This window comes from Inquilinus sp. CAU 1745, from assembly GCF_039839375.1.
In the GTDB taxonomy this organism is placed as follows: Bacteria; Pseudomonadota; Alphaproteobacteria; order DSM-16000; family Inquilinaceae; genus JBDOQU01.
This window is the reverse complement of sequence record NZ_JBDOQU010000003.1, coordinates 247,670-266,925: the sequence shown is the minus strand read 5'-3', so window position 1 is coordinate 266,925 and position 19,256 is coordinate 247,670. Positions and strand designations below refer to the sequence as shown.

At 66.8% G+C, this 19,256-nt stretch carries 17 protein-coding genes; 8 read left to right on the top strand and 9 right to left on the bottom strand.

The features are described 5' to 3' along the window. Positions 1-5: 5 nt before the first annotated feature. From AAFN89_RS05890 to AAFN89_RS05875, 4 genes are read right to left on the bottom strand one after another with little or no spacing between them, the layout of a single operon-like run. Positions 6-866 (bottom strand): ABC transporter substrate-binding protein, encoded by an 861-nt coding sequence (locus tag AAFN89_RS05890; protein WP_347536870.1) that lies wholly within the window; start codon positions 864-866, stop codon positions 6-8. Next, positions 866-1,933, bottom strand: coding sequence for a ChuX/HutX family heme-like substrate-binding protein (locus AAFN89_RS05885; RefSeq protein ID WP_347536869.1), 1,068 nt, complete (start codon positions 1,931-1,933; stop codon positions 866-868). The genes AAFN89_RS05890 and AAFN89_RS05885 overlap by 1 nt, the downstream gene beginning before the upstream one ends. Before the next feature lie 22 nt (positions 1,934-1,955). Then, positions 1,956-2,147, bottom strand: a complete 192-nt coding sequence (locus AAFN89_RS05880) for a hemin uptake protein HemP (protein ID WP_347536868.1) — start codon at positions 2,145-2,147, stop codon at positions 1,956-1,958. A gap of 9 nt (positions 2,148-2,156) precedes the next feature. After that, positions 2,157-4,166 carry a TonB-dependent hemoglobin/transferrin/lactoferrin family receptor gene (locus AAFN89_RS05875; RefSeq protein ID WP_347536867.1) on the bottom strand — a complete coding sequence of 670 codons (2,010 nt, stop codon included), beginning with the start codon at positions 4,164-4,166 and terminating at the stop codon, positions 2,157-2,159. Positions 4,167-4,466: 300 nt separating this feature from the next. Between AAFN89_RS05875 and AAFN89_RS05870 the strand changes: the two genes are divergently transcribed. Then, positions 4,467-4,943 (top strand): prepilin peptidase, encoded by a 477-nt coding sequence (locus AAFN89_RS05870; RefSeq protein ID WP_347536866.1) that lies wholly within the window; start codon positions 4,467-4,469, stop codon positions 4,941-4,943. A gap of 22 nt (positions 4,944-4,965) precedes the next feature. Here AAFN89_RS05870 and AAFN89_RS05865 read toward each other — a convergent pair whose 3' ends face one another. Then, on the bottom strand, positions 4,966-5,091 hold the full coding sequence (locus AAFN89_RS05865) for a hypothetical protein (RefSeq protein ID WP_347536865.1): 126 nt from the start codon (positions 5,089-5,091) through the stop codon (positions 4,966-4,968). Positions 5,092-5,623: 532 nt separating this feature from the next. On the opposite strand from AAFN89_RS05865, the gene AAFN89_RS05860 reads away from it, so the two are divergent. Then, positions 5,624-7,891 (top strand): polysaccharide biosynthesis tyrosine autokinase, encoded by a 2,268-nt coding sequence (locus AAFN89_RS05860; protein WP_347536863.1) that lies wholly within the window; start codon positions 5,624-5,626, stop codon positions 7,889-7,891. A 100-nt stretch (positions 7,892-7,991) separates the two neighbouring features. After that, positions 7,992-8,624 (top strand): LysE/ArgO family amino acid transporter, encoded by a 633-nt coding sequence (locus AAFN89_RS05855; protein WP_347536861.1) that lies wholly within the window; start codon positions 7,992-7,994, stop codon positions 8,622-8,624. Between the two features lie 37 nt (positions 8,625-8,661). Here AAFN89_RS05855 and AAFN89_RS05850 read toward each other — a convergent pair whose 3' ends face one another. From AAFN89_RS05850 to AAFN89_RS05835, 4 genes are read right to left on the bottom strand one after another with little or no spacing between them, the layout of a single operon-like run. Further along, complete coding sequence (locus AAFN89_RS05850; protein ID WP_347536859.1) at positions 8,662-9,885, bottom strand: outer membrane beta-barrel protein; 1,224 nt, start codon at positions 9,883-9,885, stop codon at positions 8,662-8,664. Further along, a complete protein-coding gene (locus AAFN89_RS05845; RefSeq protein ID WP_347536858.1) occupies positions 9,882-10,460 on the bottom strand; it encodes a polysaccharide biosynthesis/export family protein in 579 nt (192 codons plus the stop codon). The genes AAFN89_RS05850 and AAFN89_RS05845 overlap by 4 nt, the downstream gene beginning before the upstream one ends. 46 nt (positions 10,461-10,506) lie before the next feature. Next, positions 10,507-11,391, bottom strand: a complete 885-nt coding sequence (locus tag AAFN89_RS05840) for a metallophosphoesterase family protein (protein ID WP_347536856.1) — start codon at positions 11,389-11,391, stop codon at positions 10,507-10,509. Then, on the bottom strand, positions 11,388-12,407 hold the full coding sequence (locus AAFN89_RS05835; protein ID WP_347536855.1) for a glycosyltransferase: 1,020 nt from the start codon (positions 12,405-12,407) through the stop codon (positions 11,388-11,390). The genes AAFN89_RS05840 and AAFN89_RS05835 overlap by 4 nt, the downstream gene beginning before the upstream one ends. 412 nt (positions 12,408-12,819) lie before the next feature. Here AAFN89_RS05835 and AAFN89_RS05830 point away from each other — a divergent pair, with 412 nt between their 5' ends. The 5 genes from AAFN89_RS05830 (at position 12,820) to AAFN89_RS05810 (ending at position 19,255) form a co-directional block, all read left to right on the top strand. Further along, on the top strand, positions 12,820-14,322 hold the full coding sequence (locus tag AAFN89_RS05830; RefSeq protein WP_347536854.1) for a lipopolysaccharide biosynthesis protein: 1,503 nt from the start codon (positions 12,820-12,822) through the stop codon (positions 14,320-14,322). After that, positions 14,309-15,265: a hypothetical protein gene (locus tag AAFN89_RS05825; protein WP_347536853.1), complete on the top strand. Its 957-nt coding sequence runs from the start codon at positions 14,309-14,311 to the stop codon at positions 15,263-15,265. Before AAFN89_RS05830 ends, AAFN89_RS05825 begins: the two co-directional genes overlap by 14 nt. Positions 15,266-15,753: 488 nt before the next feature. After that, positions 15,754-16,449 carry a sugar transferase gene (locus tag AAFN89_RS05820; protein ID WP_347536851.1) on the top strand — a complete coding sequence of 232 codons (696 nt, stop codon included), beginning with the start codon at positions 15,754-15,756 and terminating at the stop codon, positions 16,447-16,449. 86 nt (positions 16,450-16,535) lie between these two features. Beyond that, on the top strand, positions 16,536-17,696 hold the full coding sequence (locus AAFN89_RS05815) for a glycosyltransferase family 4 protein (RefSeq protein WP_347536849.1): 1,161 nt from the start codon (positions 16,536-16,538) through the stop codon (positions 17,694-17,696). Then, positions 17,693-19,255 carry a hypothetical protein gene (locus AAFN89_RS05810; RefSeq protein ID WP_347536847.1) on the top strand — a complete coding sequence of 521 codons (1,563 nt, stop codon included), beginning with the start codon at positions 17,693-17,695 and terminating at the stop codon, positions 19,253-19,255. The genes AAFN89_RS05815 and AAFN89_RS05810 overlap by 4 nt, the downstream gene beginning before the upstream one ends. Position 19,256 lies beyond the last annotated feature (1 nt).

The following is a 19,256-nucleotide window of genomic DNA, read 5'->3' as shown; positions in this document are numbered from 1 at the left end:
CGCGCTTAAGATTCCCGGTCGGGGTGAAGCGCGACGAACAGGGCGCGCGCCGCCTCCGGCGTCCGGGGACCGAACCCCAGCAGCAGCAGCCCGTCCATCGCGACCAGCCGCCCGTCGCGGGCCGCCGGCGTCAGCCGTAGCTGGTCGAGCGCCAGCACCGCGTCGGCCCCGCCGGCTTCCTCCACCGTTTGGGACATCATGAGGATGACGTCCGGTGCGGCCGCCGCGGCGGCTTCGACGGAGAGCGGCTTGTAGCCCTCGAACCCCGCGAGGACGTTCCGCCCGCCGGCCAGCGCGATGATCGCGTCGGCCGCCGTGCCCTCGCCGGCGGCGAGCGGCGCGCCGCGCCCCAGCCCCAGGAGGAACATCACGCCCGGTCGTTCGGTGGTCGTGGCCATTTCGGCCGCCAGCGCGGCCATGTCCCGCTCGATCCCGTCGATCAGCGCCTGCCCTTCCCTGGCGAGGCCCAGCGCCTCGGCCACTTGCTCGACCTTGAGCGCGATGCCGTCGATCGTCGGCTCGTCCGGAACGACGATCACGGGCACGCCGGTCGATTCGATCTGGTCGATCACCGCGGGCGGCCCGGCATCGTCGGTCGCCAGGACCGCCGTCGGCCGCAGCGACAGCACCCCTTCGGCGGAAAGCGCGCGCAGATATCCCACCTTCGGCAGGCTGTCCACGGCGGCGGGGTAGAGGCTGGTGGTATCGACCGCGACGATGCGGTCCTCCGCGCCCAGCAGGTAGACGATCTCCGTCAACGCCCCGCCGGCGACCACCAGGCGACTGGTGTCGACCGTCTGCGCGGAGGCAGAAGCCGGGACCGCCATCGCCACCAGAAGGAAAACCGCGCGGAGGAACGGCTTCATCACGACGCCTTCGCCGGCAGCCGGTCGACCAGTTCCCGCCATTTCCCGTCCTCCGCCTTGCCCGGCTTGCGCACGCCGAACAGGGTGAGGAAGGCGACGCCGCCCGGCCCGTAAAGCTCCACCGAGGTGACGACACCGTCGACCGTCGGCTTCCGCACCACCCAGGCCGCCTCGATGGCGTCCTCACGCACATGCAGGTTGAAGGCGGGGTCCAGCACGTTGAACCACGGCCCCATCGCCGCCGTGCGGACGATCGGCCCGCCATGGATCTGGATGCAGCCCTCATTGCCGACGAAGACCATGATCGGCAGTTCCGTCTCGGCGGCGGATTCCAGCGCGAACCGGAAGGCGGAGGGGTCGACCGGATAGGCGAGGTCGTCGCCGATCAGCCGCAGCGCCTGATGCCGCCCGACCTTGTACCGGCGCAGAAGGCCGTGGAATTCATGGGTGTCATGGAGATTCTCCCAATCGGTCCGCAGCCCGGGAAGATCGATCTCGCTGTCCGCATGATCGGCCGCCGGCGATGTCGACGCGGCGACGGAAAGCGCGCCCGACTGGTCGTCCGCCCGGCAACTCGCCACCAGCCGGTCGAAGGCCGCCTCGTCGCTTTCCGGCCGCAGGTAGATCTTGTGGACCGCCCGACCGAACTTGTCGAAGAACTGAAGGGACTTGCGGATTCCGTCCTTGATCGGGTCCATCACCGCGAAGGCGTATTTCCAGCGGTTCATGAACAGGCGCAGGTCGATCTCCTGGTTGAGCACCAGCCCGGCATGGGCGCCGATAGAGATATTGTCGTAGCGCCCCACCTTCTCATGGACCGCATGGTCGTTCCGGGTCAGCGCCATCACCTCGCCGAAGGTCGGGACCTGCTCGATCAGCCATGCCGGATCGGCCTGGAGCAGCACCGCCCGCCCCTCCGGCGCGCCGGTCGCCAGCAACTCCGCCTCGCTGACGCCCAGCCTGGCCGCGGCGTCGCGGATGCGCAGCTTCGGCTCGGCCTCCTTCAGGGCCGCCCATCGCCCGGCCAGATCCGCCGGCGCCGGCCTCTCCCCAACGATCGTATCCATTAAATTGCCCTCCATTCGGCCATTACTTGGTCAGGATGAGCTTGCCCTGGCGGGTCAGCGTCAGGCGGTACCGCTCCACGCCATGGGCGATCACCACCTCCCGCCGACCCTTCAACAGCGTGCGGCTGTCGATGGTTCGGGGTCCGCCGCCCGTCGCGTCCGGCGACGCGGCGGGGAGGCCGGTGGAGGAGACGGTGTCCGCTTTCTCCGCCATGGGCACGGCTCAGAACTGGTAGCTGACGGCCAGCTTAATGGTCCGTCCGGGATCATTGAGCTGGGACAGATTACGGCGATAGCCCTTGTCGAAAATGTTCTCGACCGCGAAGTTGAACCGCGCGCCTTCCAGGCGGCCTTCATCGGGGGCCCAACTGACGAAGATGTCGTGGGTGGCGTAGCCGCCGGTTTCCCGGTCGCCCGCCGGCACGCGGTCCTGCGCCCGGGCGGCGATCAGGCGATAGCCGGCCTCGACATCCCATTCGATGAAGCGATGCCCGACCATGAGTGTCACCTGATCGGCCGGAATGGTCGCCAGCGGTTCGTCCTCGATCAGGTCGTCGCCCCTGATGTGGGCGTAGCCGAGGCTGCCGAACCAGGTTCCGGTGTCGTAGCCGACCTCCAGCTCGAAGCCCTCGATCTGGGCCTCCTGGACGTTCACCTTGGTGGTGGTGCCGCCCATGATGTCGACATCCATGTCGATGAAATCCTCGACATCGTTCCGGAAATAGGCCGCGCGGGCGGTCAGCCGGTCGCCTTCCCGCAGCACGTCGTCGCGGTCGACGGTGATGCCGATCTCCTTGTTTTCCGAGCTTTCCGGCTCAAGGTCCGGATTCGGCTGGAAGAAATTGTCCGGCGGGAAGGGGCCGGGGATGGCGAAGTGCAGGCCGCTGCCGTAAAGCTCCGTCAGGGACGGGGCGCGGAAGGCTTCCGCGTAGGTCGCATAGGCGGTGACGCCGTCCAGCACGTCGACGGCCGCGGTGATCTTCGGCGACACTGCAGAATCCGAGGCGCTCTCCTCCCCCGCCGCGGACCGGTCGAACCGGTCGTAGCGCAGGCCGGGGATCAGCGTGAACCGGTCGAAGAAGGTGATCTCGTCCTGGATGAACAGGCCGACCACATCCTGATCGGATTCCGGATATTGCGGCCGGGGCGCGCCGTCCCTGCGCCCTTCCTGGCTGTCGCGGTAATATTCGACGCCGTAGGTCAGCGCGTTTTCGACCGACCCGCCGAAGGCGAAGCGCGTCGTGTTGGCGGCGTCGATGCCGTAGGTCGTCAGCTCCGTATCGTCCGTCCGGCCGCCTGCGACCAGGACCTCCCTGATGTCGACGCTGTTCATATAGAGGGTGGCGTCGAAATCGATCCACGGGTTGGAGGGATCGCGGAAGGCGTAGTTGACAGAGCCGGTCTGCTGCCTCGTCTCGCGGTCGGCGATGTTGTCCGTGCTGTCGGTGTTGGCGGCGGTCGGCAGGCGGTTGTCGTCGTTGAAGACGAGGTAGGACGCCGTCACCTCATGGAACTCCAGCGGCCGCCACGTCCCCTTGACGAGGCCGGAGACGATCTCATCGCCGGAAAGTGGGATTTCGACGCCGTGCCCGTCCTCCAGATCGTTGGAACGGCGATAGACGACGCTGCCCAGTATGTCCGCGCTGTCGCCCGCCCTGGCGGCGCCGGTGAGGGAGCCGAACCAGAGATCGCCGTTGGAGTGATAGCCGGTGCCGATCTCACCGCCGAAGGTCTGTCCCGGATCGAGGAACCAGTCGGCCGAAGGCGTGGTGAATTCGATGACGCCGCCGATAGCCCCGCTGCCGTAGAGCGCGGAACCCGGCCCCCGCAACACGTCCACCCGGCCGATCAACGCCGGGTCCAGGAAGACCCGCCCCTTATGGCCGGAGGAGAAGTTCTGGCGCGCGCCGTCGATGCGGACCTGCACCCGTTCGCCGGACAGCCCCCTTATGTTCGGTTCGGCGGCCATGGCGCGCGGCCCGCCGCTCATGTCGACGCCGGGAATGCCGCGCAGCATATCGTCGATGGTCGCCGGCTGCCGGCGCTCCAACTCCTCCCGGTCGATGACGGTCACGGAGGCCGGCACGTCCGTAACCGGCCGTTCCGTCCGCGTCGCGGTCACCGTCATCTGCTCAAGCATCACCGGCTCAGCCGCCTCCTGCGCCGCCGCGCCCCCGCTTAGGAGCGCCAGCGCGGATACCGTCGCCGTCGCCCTGAAAATCCCCCACCCCATTGTCCTGCCCCTGCATTGCGCATCCGGCCCCGTCTTCAAGATCGGGGGCGGATTTCGCGCTGGCTGCCTGGCGGGATCGCTGGGGGGCTGGCGCCGATCGAATTCAAGTTGCAAGTGCGAATAACTCGCATTTGCGGAAATTGGTCTAGGCGCAAGGCGGGCCTGTGTCAAGCAGCCGAAAGGCCCGCTATTCCTCTCATGAATCGAAAGCTGTTAAGTTTCCGCCGGAGACCGGCTTTTCCATGAAGGACCGACCCCGTCAGTGAACCAGACCGTTCGAAGCACTGTCCGGCCGGGACGTTGACGGTTCCGGACTGGCCCATACTGGCGGGCTTCGCCCTGGTCAGCCTGCTCATCCTGTGGGCCATGGCGTCGGATATAGGATCCTACACAATCCCCAACCGGGTGAGCCTGGGGCTGGCCGCGGCGTTCGTCGCCTATGCGGCGCTGGTCCGGCCCTCCGGCCTGGCCTGGGATGTCGGGATCGCAGCGATCGTCTTCGCCGCCGGGATCGGCCTGTTCGCCGCCGGCCTGTTCGGCGGCGGGGACGTGAAGCTGGCCGGCGCGCTGGCGCTCTGGGTCGGGTCCGCCAGGATGATGGATTTCCTGCTGCTGACGGCGCTGGTCGGCGGTGGACTTGCCGCCGCGAAGCTGGCGGCGCGATGGTATCGCAAGCGGCGGGGCGGGCAGGCGGGCAGTGTGAATGCGGACGATCTGCCCTATGGCGTGGCGCTCGGCATAGCCGGCTGGCTCCACAGCCTGTGGCGCTGGTTCTGAGCAGGCCGGGGTCCGAACAGCTTCAGAAGAGGTAAAGCACCGCGGTGACGATCATCGCCCAGAGGCTGAGCGCGAGGCTGACGGAGAACAGCACCCTTTTCCACGGCGCCCAGCGCCGCGCGTGCCGGCCGTCGCCTTCAAAGGACATCGCGGCCTCCCAAATCTCCAAGGACCCTCTTGCAGGCGACATCGTCGATCCTCCTGGCTCCCGGCTTGACGCCGAGGCTTCGGCCGAAGGATTAGTCCTTTATCGTTAACAAGACGTTATCCCGGCCGCATCCTTTACTTGTACGATGCCATTGCGGACGCCGCACCGAGGCAGGGGGCGGACGCAACGAATCATGTCGTCGGCTGTTGATAAAGCGTTTCGCCTCGTCGGGCGCGGCATGTCGGTCCCATTCCGGGAGGTATCGAACCGGATGGGGAATATCGGCCTCGGGTGGATCGTCGGATAGGGCAATGGTCTTGAGACTGCCCTTGCGGTTTCTCCGAAATGCCGCATTTGACGGGTTTTATAGGCTGGACAATTCAGCGGTTTCCATCTTCTGATTGTGCAGCGCAGCATTTTGGGCAGCATATCGGAAGGATTCCGCGCGACGCCCCGACCGCCAGGCCGGCCGTCACGAACCCCTTCCAACGACAGGGCCGGTGCAAGGCCTGACCACGAGGATCGGATCATCATGGACGATGCCGCCACTCAACCGGCCCTCTACAGACGCCACCGTCCGGCGCCCTACATCCCGCCGATGATGCAGCCGGCCGCCCCGTCCGGCGGCGGGCCGGGCAGCCGCGACCTTGGCTTCATCGCCCTGCTGAAGGTGCTGAACCGGCACAAGCTGGCGCTTCTGCTGCCGATCCTGATCATCCCGGTGCTGGCCTATATCGGCGCGCGCCAGATCACGCCGACCTACACGACCACCGCATCGGTCATCGTCGATCCGCAGGAGATCCAGCTTATCGACATCGCCAGCGTGCTGGAAAGCATGCAGCCGAGCCTGGAGGTCCTGGGCAGTCAGGTCGAGATCCTGCGGTCCCGTGACCTGGCGGAGGATGTGGTCGAGAACCTGAACCTGACGAGCGTCCCGGAGTTCAACCCCTATCTGCAGCAGGAAGGCGAGGATCGTTCCTCGCTGGATCGCTTTACGGACTGGGCATACGCGACGCTGGGCATCGAACGGGCGGAGGAGGAACCGCCGCCCCCGCCCGAACGCCAGAAGATCGCGACGACCACCGTGTTCATGGAAGCCCTGTCCATCGTCCTGCGTCACGATACGCGGGTCATCCAGGTGTCCTTCACGTCTGAGGATCCCGAACTTGCGGCCGCCGGCGCCAACGGCATGGTCGAGGCCTATATCGACGCGCAGCTCGACGCCAAGTTCGAGGCGCTGAACCGGACCGACCAATGGCTCCAGGACCGCATCGTCGCGCTGCGCGAGGACGTGCAGCGGTCCGAGCAGGCGGTCGCCGCATACCGGGCCGAGAATGGCCTGACCCAGGGCTCCAACGCCGCGCTGGTGACCGAGCAGGTCTCGCAGTTCAACACCGAACTGACGCAGGCGCAGTCCGACCTGGCGCTGGCGCAGTCGCGCCTCAGCCAGGCGCGGGCGGTGGCGGAGAGCGGATCGCTGGCCGCGATCCCCGAAGTGCTGCAATCCTCCGTCATCCAGGGCCTGCGCCAGCAGGAGGCGGAACTGAGGACCCAGGAAGCGGACCTGGCCTCCCAGTTGGGCGACGAGCATCCCAGCCTGATCGACATCCGCGCCCAGCTCAGTACGCTGCAGAGCGCGATCGGTGCGGAGATGAACCGCATTATCGCCGGGCTGGAGGCCGAGGCCTCGGCCGCGCAGGCGCGCGTCGGATCCTTGAATTCCAGCCTCACCGGCATTCGCGGCGAGGCGTCGGATATGGATTCCGCCGAAGTGCAGCTTCGCGCCCTGGAGCGCGAGGCGGCGGCCCGCCGGACCATGCTGGAGACCGCCTTGCAGCAGGTCCAGGAGACGTCCTCCCAGATCGAGATCGCGCAGGCCGACGCCCGCATCCTCTCCTACGCCGTGATCCCTGGCGCGCCGTCCGCGCCGAACAAGAAGGTGATCGTGGCGGTGGCCGGCATCCTGGCCGGCTTCCTGGGGCTGGTGCTGGTCTTCCTGCGCGAATTCACCGGCCGCGGCTTCCGCGCCGGCGAGGATGTCGAGGACGCGCTGCGCCTGCCCTGCATCGCGCTGATCCCGAAGATTACCGACGTATCGCGAAAGCGGGCGCTGTTCGACTACGTGCTGGCGAAGCCCCTGTCCGGATACGCCGAAGCGATGCGATCGCTGAGGACGGCGCTGTGGCTGCGTGGCAGCAATGTGAAATGCCTCGCAGTGACCTCGACTAGCCCGGGCGAGGGCAAGTCGCTGACCGCAGTCTCCATCGCCCGCGTGGCCGCTTTGGGCGGGGAGCGGGTGCTGCTGATCGACGGCGACATCCGGCTGCCGTCGGTCGATTCCGCGCTGGCCGGGCAATCCTCTCCGGGCCTGTCGGACTATCTGCGCGGGACGGTGCCGTTCGATGAGATCGTGCAGCAGGACAACGCCACCTCCATGAGCTTCATCAGCGCCGGCAGCCTGGCCGCCGATTTCAGCGCGCTGATCATGACCGAAGCGATGGACCGGCTGATGCGGACGCTTCGCGCCCAGTACGATCTGATCGTACTGGACGCCCCGCCGACGCTGGCGGTCGCCGACGCCCGCATCCTCGCCACCCTGGCCGACGCCACGATCTACTGCGTCAAATGGCGCGGCACCGGACGGGACGCGGCGGTCAACGGCGTTCGGGCGCTGAACGAGGCGGGCGTCAATTTGATCGGCGCCGCGCTGACCCTGGTCAACGCCAAGGCGCACCGGAAGGCGAAATACAGTGACAGCGAAGTCTTCCACGCCCGCAACAGCGGCTACTATATCCAATAGCCTCCCCGGCTAGGCGAAAGCCCGCTCGGGCGTTATGATGCCGGAACAGCCCGCCCCATCCGGGGCGGGCTTTTTCCTTCCTTCGCGGGACCAAACCGTCATGACACCGCAGCTTCTCGCGGCCATGGAGGGCTTCGGCCTGGGGGCCGGGCTGATCATCGCCATCGGCGTGCAGAACGCCTTCGTGCTGCGCCAGGGCCTGCTGCGCCGCCATGTCCTGCCGGTGGTGACATTCTGCGCGATCAGCGACGCGGCGCTGATCCTGGCGGGGGTGCTGGGATTCGGCACGATCGTCCGATCCTCAATCACCGTCCTGCAGGCGGTCACGGTGGCCGGAGCCGCCTTCCTGGTCTGGTACGGATTCGCCGCGGCGAAGCGCGCGCTGGACCCCGCCACGCTGAAGCCCGCCGATTCCGGCGACCAGCCCTTGAGCCGCGTGCTGGCCGCCATCGCGGCGGTGACGCTTCTCAACCCCCATGTCTATCTGGATACGGTCGTGCTGCTGGGCGGCGTTTCCGCCCGCTACGGCGCGGCGGACCGGCTGTGGTTCGCCGCCGGCGCGGTCGCCGCCTCCTTCACCTGGTTCTTCGCGCTGGGATACGGCGCGCGCATCCTGACGCCGCTGTTCCGCAAGCCGGTTTCCTGGCGGGTGCTGGATGGCGTGGTGGCGCTGGTGATGTTCGCCATCGCCGCGAGGCTGCTGATGCAGATGGGATCGCTGAGCGCGGCCTGACCCGCCGGTTTGGCGGGCCAGGTTCCGGCACGTTGGATTACAGCTTCGCCTTCAGGCCGAAGGTGATGATGGAGCGGTCGAACTCCGCCGTGTCGAGGTTGGAGCCGCGAGTGGTGAACTCATAGGCGCTGAACACCGACAGGTTCCGGTTCAACAGCCATTCGACGCCGGCGCCGGCGCGGTAGGTGTCGTCGGTCCGGTCGACGCCGCGCCAATCGTCCTGGGTGTAGGAGATCTCGCCGTCGATGATGATGGCCCGCGTCAGCTCATGGGCGACGCCGACGAAGGCTTCCGTCTCCACCCGGCTCGACGCGCCGGCCTGCGTCGTGGCCTCATCGCTGCGCGCCAGCCCGAAGCTGACGGTCGTCTTGTCCGTCGGCAGCCAGTCGAAGCGCGTCCGGGTGGTGATTCCGGTATAGTCGTCGAACTGGTCGGAGTCGAAATCCTCCTGATAGACGCCGATGTCGATCTGCCCGATCCACAGCCCGCTGATATCGAACCGCGTCCCGACCAGCGCGCCGTAGATGTCGGCGTCGCGACTGTCGGCAGCCGTCTCATCATAGCGGCGGATGCTGTAGAAGGGCTCAGCGAAGACCTCCAGGCTGGGCGACAACTCATATCCGGCCAGGACATTCCAGCGCGTCGTGGACTGGTCCCTGTCGTCGTCGATGCTGTCGACGTAGTCCTGGCGGAAGAACTGCTGCCCGGCGCCGACGATCAGCCGGTTGAACTGCTTCTCGATCTCGAGGTCGGCGTTCAGCTCGTTGACCTCCGTCGGCTCGTCGCGGCCGGTATCGTCCGGATCGGCCCGGCCCAGAGCCTCCCGGGCCGCCCGCGCCCGGGCATCGACCTGGATCTGGTTGCCAAGGTCGAGTCGACCATAGGCGCTGGCGCCGTATTCCTCGGCATTCTCGCTGGTGTTGTCCAGATAGCGGCTGGCGCGGCCCCAGACCCGGCCGCCGACCTCATGGCGCGACCACAGCGTCTCGAACGATATCTCCGGCGTCAGCACGGTGACGAGGTCGCTTTCCTCGTCATCCTCCTCCGCGAACACGTTGTCGTTGAACGCGCTCTGCAACGTCACCTCCGGATAGAAGATGACGCTGCCGGCCCGAATGCCCCTGGCGTCGAAGAAATCCGGCTGCCGCCGTTCCTGAACCGTCTGGCCCCTCGGCGGGTCCTGGGCTTCGGCCGCCCCGCCGCCGCCGGCGATCGCCAGGACGGCGGCGAGGCCTACTAGAGAACGATCGCGGGGCGTCAAAAGAAGCGCTCGAACACGTAGATCACGTCGCCGGCGCGAATCGGCTGCGCGCGGTCAGCACGGTATTCCTCCGGCTCGCCCGTTTCGTCGGGGCGGGTGACCGAGACGTAGTCCGTTTCCGCCCGGTAGGTGAAGCCGCCGGCGACCGCCGCGGCGGTCAGCACGGTCATGCCCGGGGCGTAGGGGTACTGGCCCGGATCCTCCACCTCGCCCAGGATATAGAAGGGCCGGAAGGAGGTGATCTCGACGCTGACGTTCGGGTCGCGCAGGAGGCCTTCCGACAGGCTTGCCTCGACCGCGCCCTCCAACTCGTCGGAGGTCAGCCCTTCCGCGTCGACCCCGCCGACCAGCGGCAGGGAGATGTCGCCCGAATCATTGACCCGGTAGGTGCCGCTGATCTCCTCCTGCTGGAAGACCGTCAGCCGGACCTCGTCGCCGGTGTCCAGCCGGTAGGCGTCGGCCGCCCCCGCGGTCATTTCCGGCAAGGAAGCGCCGGGAGAGGCGCAACCGGCCGCCGCCGCGGCGACCATGAGGAGTGCAAGGCCAGCGCGGGCCCCGGATCGTAGAGACGGCATGAGGTCTATCCCCCTGAACGAGCCCGGAATTGGGCGGAAGTTGATTTTATGAAAATCCATAACGCAATGAGTCTCGACCTTGATCCATTCCGTTGTCGGAAACAACAGCTTTGCGGCCTGCATCGGCGACCAGAAACCTCTTTTCGCCCCCATCCAGCACCAGGCAGGTCAGCCTTCCGGTGGCGAAGGCCCCTGTGTCGATCGCGATGCGGTTCTTCTGGATTTCCGGTTCGTCGACCATGGTGTGGCCATGGACGACCATGCGCCCATGATCGACCTCGCTGGTGAGAAAGGGTTCGCGGATCGTCAGCAGATCCAGCGGATCCTGCCGGTCCAGCGGCAATCCCGGCAGCAGGCCGGCATGGACGAAGAGATAGTCGTCGATGGCGTGGGACAGCGGCAGGCATTTCAGGAAATGCCGGTGTTCCGGCGGCACGGCCTTGCGCAGGAGCGGCCTCACCGCCTCCGCCATGTCGATGATGTCGGCCGAGGGCGGCACGGCGACGCCGTAGCTGGCGGCCGTCGCGATCCCGCCATAGGTCAGCCAGTCTATCCCGTCGCCCCGTCCCTCCAGATAATCGACGAACGCCCCCTCATGGTTGCCCAGCAGGCAGGTCGTGGTGAATCCCTCGAAATTCCCGCCGCTTAGAAGTTCCAGGACATCGGCGGAATGGGGCCCGCGATCGATATAGTCGCCGAGGAAGACCAGCCGGGCGTCATCGACGCCGTGATAGCGTCGGTCCTCGTCGATCTGGTCGAGCATCCGGGTCAGGAGGTCCAGCCGGCCATGGATATCGCCCACGGCATAGACCCTGACGCCGCCGCCCACCTTATGGCGATGGCGGCCGAAGAAGGGCGTCTGGCGCTGCGCGGACCGCCGGCGCAGGCGAAGCGGCGGCGGCCCGGCCGTGAGACGAGCCGCCGCCTTCATGCCTGCCCCGGCAGCTTCACACCGAGACGGCGCACCTTGGACTGGAAGGAGTCGTTGTCCTTGAACTCATAGCGCCGGATGTAGGCGCGGGTCCGCTCCGTCAGGCGATAGGCGTCCTTGTTGGTCGCCGACCGGACATGCCGCCAGGCCAGGCCGAACGTCCCGGCGACTCCCTTGGCGGCCGGCAGGAGCAACCCGTTGTTCACGCCGCGTACGCAGAAGGCCGCCGCCGACACCAGCAGCCGCGCCGGGGAGGCGCCGTACTTGAACTGGCTGTAAAGGTTATTGCGGACGGTATATTCGAAGCGCTTGCCGCTCCAGTTCACCCGGTGCTCAGGCGACACCTTGTGGCGCACCACGATCTCCGGCCGGTATTCGATCGTCAGGCCGAGATTGAGGATGCGGTAGCAGAGGTCCAGTTCCTCCCCGCAGAAGAACAGGCTTTCATCGTAACCGCCGACGCGGTCGAACGCCGTCCTGCGGATCGCGTGGCCCGCGCCGATGAAGCGGGTGGTCGTGAAGCTGCGCCCGGCGTCGGCTTCGACCGGGTTGGGATAATCCCAGGAGCCCAGATCGTCGCCGCCTTCGTCGAAGGTGACGATGCGGAAGCCGATCGCCCCCAGCGCCTGGTTCTCGTCCATCCGGGCGACGGCATGCCGGAGCGTCTCCCGGTCCGCGAATTCGGCGTCGCTGTCCAGCGCTACGATATAGCGCCCCCGGCCGAGCGCCGCGGCGGCGTTGCGGCCGCCTGGAACGCCAAGATTGCGTCCCACCTCCAGCAATTCCACCATCGGAAGATCTGCCACCGTCGCGCGCAGCCGTGCCAGGTTTTCCGGCGAGCTGCCCTGGTCGACGATCTTCACCCGATGGTCGACGCCATCCTGCCGCGCCGCGCTCATGATGGCGGCGATCGTATCGTCGGTCCTGTTCCAGGACAGGATGATGACGTCAGCATCATAGGCGGCGACATCGCGGGCCGCGCTATCGGGGTGGTCGGTCGTCAATCGATCGGCCATGAACTCAAGCTCCCGTTTCTCTTATGCGACCATGCATCCCACGAATGGCGATGCGGTCGGGACGGGCCTGTCTCCTCCCCCGCCGGCCGATCTTCGGCCGGCCGGTTGCTTCTCCAGCGTCGTCGCTCTCCTTGGGCCCTCCTTGCCGGAGTGCGCGGAGCCGACGCCAGTGAGAAAAATGTGACCATCCATTCCAGTTCGGCATTCATGGGAACGGCCGCAAGCAGATATCAATCGTGCCAAACTTTAGCCATCGGCGGCGTTCAAAGGAATGGTATCTTTTGATATTTCGAGCTTCCGCAATGCAGCGACATGGCCGTGAGCCTCATATGGTCGGGGCGTTAAACTCCCGCCGGCCGATTTTCGTTCCGGCCTGCCTCCGCCCGCCGGCGGCCGGCGCGGCCGCGCGCTCATGACGCTGGAGAAGATCACGAAATCGGCCGGATGGTCGATGCTGGAGGCTTTCGGCCAGGTCGTCCTGTCGATGATCGGGCTGGTCGTTCTGGCGCGGATCCTGGGCCCGAAGGATTTCGGGATCGCCATGCTGGCCCTGGCGATCGTCCAGATCCTCAACCTCTTGATCGAGTACCTGTTCCGGGAGGCGATCGTGCAGCGGCGCGATTTGCAGCCCGGCCATCTGGACACCGCCTTCTGGACGATCGTCGGGCTGTCGATCGTGATCGTCGCCGGATGCTGGGTCGGCGCGGACCTCATCGCCCTTCCGTTCGGCGACCCGCGACTGGCGGGTCTGCTGCGCGGCATGTCGGTGACGCTGATCTTCAGCGCCGTCACAGGCATCACGATCGGCTGGCTGCGGCGGCAGATGATGTTCCGCCAGATCGCCATCGGCACCGTCTGCGGCCGTCTGGCGGGATCGGGGACCGCCATCGCCATGGCGTTGTCCGGCGCGGGCGTCTGGAGCCTGGTCGGCCAGCAGATCGCGACTTATGTCGTCGTCGCGCTGATCTCCTGGCATTTCACGCAATGGCGTCCGCGCCTTCGCTTCTCCATCCCCCAATTGAAGGAGCTTGGCCGCTTCGCGCTGCCGATGCTGGCGAGCGAGGCGATCCTGGTCGGCAATCAGAGGCTGTTCTATGTTGCCGTGGGACTGCTTTTCGGACCCACGATCCTGGGCTATTTCAGCCTCGCCGCCCGCCTGACGGAGACGGTGCGCGACGTGGTCGGGACCGTGACCCATCAGCTCACCATGTCGATCTTCGCCCAGCAGCAGGCCGACGCCGCGCAGCTGAGGCAGTCGGTCTACGCCACCATGCGCTTCACCTCGATCATCGTCGTGCCGGTATTCACCGGCATCGCGCTCTGCGCGCCGGAGATCCTGACCGTCCTCTTCGGCCCCACCTGGCAGCCGAGCGTGCCGCTGATGCGGCTGCTGGCGATCGGATCGCTGGTCGGGCTCGCTTTCGGCGCGGTCAACACCGCGCTGACCGCTACGGGCAGGCCGGTCTGGCGGCTGGTCAAGAACGCGGTCGACATGGCGGTCTCGATCGGCGGGCTCTTCCTGCTGGCGGGGTTCGGCTATGTCGTCGCCGGCAGCGTGCTGTTGCTGCGGCAGGTCTTCTCCCTGCCGCCGGTGCTGATCGCCGGGGGCAGGATCATCGGTGTCGGCATGGGCGGGATCGCGCGCAGCGTGGGGCCGGCCGCGATCGCGGCCATCGCCATGACCGCGGCCGTGCTGGCCGTCCGCGCCTTCCTGCCCGGCGACTTTGGCCCCGACGAGTTTGGCATGGTCGCCAGGCTGGCGCTGATGATCGCGACCGGAATGGTGGTCTATCCGATCGTCCTCCTTCTCGTCTCCCCGGACCTGATCGGTCATGGAAGGGCGATCCTCGCTTCGGTTCGCCGGCCGCCCCCCGGGTCGGTCGAACCTGCGGCCGAACCCGATGCCTCCATTTGACGGGGCGGTCGACCGGACGCTCCGCCGCAGCCTCGCCCTTCTCGCCCTGACCCTGCTGATCGGCGCGGCCACGCTGGCCGCCCTGGACCGGCAGTGGGTCGCGCTGGGGATCGCGCCGGACGCCGTGACCGCCGACGGCCCGGATGCCGCCGGGACGGCCGCCGACGGCACGGTCGTCGCCTACGACATCGCCGCGCCGCCGGAAGCCGATGCGGTCGTCCTTTCCGCCGATTACCGGGCGGACGGGATAGGGCCGGGCCGGCTGCCCTGGCACCGCGGACGCATAGCCATCGTCCCCCTTACGCCCGATGGATCTCCCGACTACGGCCGGACGCGAAACCTCGTCGCGGCGTCGGGAAGCACGAATTGGGAGGGTATCCAAATCGTCACCCCGGTTCCGGATAGCGGCCGGATACGCCTTTTGATCGGTGTCGACCATGCAACCGGAAGATTATCGTGGCGGGACATGTCGTTGGTCTGGGCGGAGAAGGCCGCATGGATGGTTCCGGTGACGTGGGCGCTGCTTTCCGGCTTCGCGGCGATGTCGGCTTTCGCCGCCTGGCAGGCGGCTTCCGTCTTTCTTCGAAGATGGCCGCCGGCCGTACTCCTGGGCGTCCTTTTGCCGGTGCTGGTAGTTGCAGGAATCCCACTCATCGAAATTTTTCTAAAATTCGACATGAGTCGAGAAACCCATTTCGCGATCTTCGCGTTGTTCACCCTGTCGCTGGCTGTGACCGGAGGAAGCCGATGGTCGCGAATAGCCGCCCTGAGCCTGGCGGCGACGCTGGCGATAGCGTCGGAAGGAGTACAGGCGCTGCTGGTCGGCGAAGCCTTCAGGGAGGATGGCGTCGACCTTGCCCTGGACATTTCCGGCATCGCTGCCGGCGGGTTGGTCGCCATGAAGGTGGCGGGCTTCAGGCAACGCCGCGCACAGGGAATGTGAAGGAGTTGGACCATGGAAGGATTTGACGGACCACACATCGACCGTCGCACCTTCCTTGCCGGCGTCGGGGCTGGGATCGGGGCGGGCGTCGGAGCCGGCGCACTGATTCCGAAGCTGGCCCAGGCGGCGGAGAGCGACGCGGAAAGGTTGTCCCTGGAAGGCCGAGGCCGCCTTCTGCTGGAAAACGGAACACCTTTGACGTTGTCGAGTTGATCGGTATCGGAGTTGACGGAAGTAATAAAAAGAGGCGGAAAGATGTCAATTCCGACAAAAATGTGAAACGTAAACTTTTAAGCTCCGAAGACAAAAAGTGGATAACCCTCTCAATACTATAATATCACGGGTCCACTAAGAAAAAGCGCTTGCGGCGACGGGCGTCGTCCGCCAGAGAGTGCAGACAAAAGAACGTTTCTTACGGGAAGGAGCGTACCGGGGAGGGACGTCGTCAAATTGCTTCGGCGAACGCTGGAGGAAAAAGGATGGATACGATGACCTTTTCCGAGGAGGTGAAGCCGCGCCCCACAGGTGGGCGCAGCTCTTCGGGATTCACGCAGACCCAGAAGCCCCGCGATGTGGGGACGGATCCGATCAAGCGCGTCGTCGACCTTGTCGGGGCGGCCGGTGCGCTGGTTCTTTTCGCGCCGCTGATGATCGTGTTGTATCTGATGGTCCGTTCCGATGGCGGACCCGCCTTCTTCGGTCATACCCGCATCGGCCGCGACGGCCAGCCCTTCAAGTGCTGGAAATTCCGGTCGATGTGCGTCAACGCCGACGAGGCCCTGGCGAAGCTGCTTGAAACCGATCCTGCCGCGCGGGAGCAGTGGGAGAAGGACTTCAAGCTGTTCCACGATCCGCGCATCACGCCGCTGGGCAACTTCCTGCGCAAGACGAGCCTGGACGAGTTGCCGCAGGTCCTGAACGTGCTGCGGGGCGAGATGAGCCTGGTCGGCCCCCGTCCGATCGTGGCGGCCGAGGTGCCGCGCTATCGGCACCGCATCGCCGCCTACCATCGCTGCCGCCCCGGCATCACCGGGCTGTGGCAGGTCAGCGGGCGCAACGATGTCGATTACGACCAGCGGGTGGCGCTGGACGCCACCTACGCCCGCAACTGGTCGGTCAGCATGGACGCGGTGATCCTGCTGAAGACCGTCGGGGTCATGGTGAACCGCCGCGGCGCTTACTGAGAAGCGCCGCCGCGGCCTCACCCCGCCGCCTCCATCCTCCCTTGAGGCCGCCGGGGACGGATACCGGAACAGACGGAAGAAGACAGATGAAAGTGGCGATGGTCGATCCATCACTCTTCACCCTGCCCTACGACACCGAACTGCGGAACGCGCTGGTCGACCGGGGGCATGAGGTGAGGCTGTTCGGCCGTCCGCTGAGGGGGGACGAGAAGAAGACCGTCAACGGCGCGGCCGCGCCGGTCGATCCGCATTTCTACCGCTGGCTGGACGGCGAGGGCTGGCGCCGCGCGCCGCATTCGCTCTACCTCGCCGCCAAAGGCGTCAACCATCTGTGGTCCATGACCCGGTTCCTGTCCGAACTGGAACGCTGGCGTCCGGACGTGGTGCATTTCCAGTGGGTGCCCCTGCCGGCGGTGGACAGGCTGTTCCTGGAGAAGGTGCGCAGGATCGCGCCGATCGTCCTCACCGTCCACGATTCCAACCCGTTCAACGGCAACCCGTCCTCCCGCCTGCAGAAGATCGGCGCGCGCGACATCTTCGGCCGCTTCGACCATCTGATCGTCCATACCGACGCCGCCCGCGACCGGCTGGCTGGCGGCGGGCTGGCGGCGGCGCGGATCTCCCGCATCCCGCACGGCCTGCTGCCGGCCAACGATCAGGGGAGCGAACGGCCCGAAGCGCCGCGCACCGACGGCACGCTCGACCTGCTGCTGTTCGGCAAGATCAAGCATTACAAGGGCGTCGACGTGCTGATCCGGGCCATGGCGCTGCTGCCGCCCGCCGTCGCGGCGCGAAGCCGCGCTGTGATCGCCGGGAAGCCGGAGATGCCGATGGGCGAAATGCGGCAGTTGGCGGCCGACCTCGGCGTCGCGGAGCGGATCGTCTTCGACCTGCGCTTCCTGGACGCCGACGAGATGCCGGGCCTGTTCGCCCGGTCGACCGCGCTGGTCTTCCCCTATCGCGCCATCGACACCAGCGGCGTCCTCCTGGCGGCCATGGCCGCCGGCCGGCCGATCGTCGCCTCCCGCCTGGGCACGTTCGCGGAGCTGCTGACCGATGGGGAGCACGGCTACCTCGTCCCGCCCGACGACCCGCAGGCCTTGGCCGATGCGGTCGCGCGGCTGTTGCGCGACGAGGACGGGTTGAAGCGGATGGGCGCCAACGTCCGCGCGCTGGTCGACAGCATCCCCAGCTGGCGCGACATCGCCGGCAGGACGGAGGACGTCTATCGGGGGCTGGCGGCATGACCGACCGACCGCTGACGCAGCTGACCCACGCCGACACGCTGTCGGCGGAGGATCGCCTCTATCTGGTCCAGGACGGGCAATCCCGGCAGGTGAGCCTGGAGCAGGTGCGCGGCGGCTATGTCACGCCGCAGGATTTCGGGGTTGTCGCGGGGGAGGACATGCCGTCGGAGCGGCGGCGCAGCAACCTCGCCAACTTCCAGGACTGCATCGAACGGGGCTTCGACGAGGGCAAGAGCATCGTCATCCCGCCGGGCCGCTATGAGATCGAGGGCGGCTTCCTCGACCTCGGCCAACGGTCGGGCATCAGGCTGATCGGCAGCGGCCGGTCGAGCATCCATCAGTTCAGCGACGACACGCCGATCCTGCATGTCGGTCCGCCCCACGGTTCGTCCAACGACAAATCGGTCCTGCTGGTCCGCGTGGACGGCGTCAATCTGCGCTACGCCAATCCGCAGGAGGGCAAGTCGCGGTCCAGGGCGCTGGAGCTGACCAACGTCTGGAACTCGATGTTCCGCAATATGGACATCAACAACGCCTTCGACGGCATCCACAAGGACGAGACGCCGGGTAACTGGCTGTTCTCCGTGGAGTTCGCCAATATCCGCGTGCGCAACTTCTCCCGCAACGGCATCCGCATGATGACCTATGAGGCGGGATCCACCGGCAGCGTCTTCACCAACATATACCTGACGAACGGCGGCAGCGCCGGCCGGCGGCAGTGCGAGGGTCATATCGCCGGCACCGATCTGGCGGAGGGCGCGTTCAACCAGCTCAACCTGGAATGGGCGGAATGCGACTATGCGCTGCGCTTCGCCACCTGTCGGAATCTCGCCTTCAACTCCGTCCATGTCGAGGGCAACCGCTTCTGGATGGATGACGGCGCGATGCTGCGGTTCGAATATAGCTGCGGCGCGGTCATCAACGGGCTGACGATCTACCGCAACACGATCGGCGAAGGCCGCCGGTTCGGGATCATCGGCGTCGATTACGGCGGGGAGGTCGTGGTCAATGGCGGCTGGGCCGCCATCGGCCGGAAGGAAGACGGCGCGTCGCTGGCGCTGGTCAAGGGCATGTCGCGGCCGATCAACGGCTACAACAACGTCTATCTGCGCAACTTCAAGGGCGCGGAAGCCGCCGGCGACGAACACCGCATCGAAATGATCGAGGATGTGGAACTGCCGACGGAAGGGCCGGGGCAGGCGACCTCCGTGATCCGGGAGTTCAATAGCGCCAAGGCGTCCGGCGACGACCTGACCCGCGTCGCCGACCGCGATTTCGACTATTTCGCCGACCGGGCCGGCAATGTCGTGCTGTTCGACGCCGACCTCAGCGAGGATCGGGCCATCACCCTTCAGGCGCGGGCGGCCCCGCCCTATCAGGAGGTGGCCAGCCCCGTCCTGCCCGCCGGCTGCCGTGTGAGGATCGTCCGCTCCGCCGGCGGCGCGGGCCTTGCCGTCCGCAACCATGACGGCGAGGAGATCGCGGCCCTGGCCCAGGATGGCTGGCGCGACCTGATGTTCGACGGTGCGGACTGGATCGCCGTGGGCGGCGCGTCGTGAT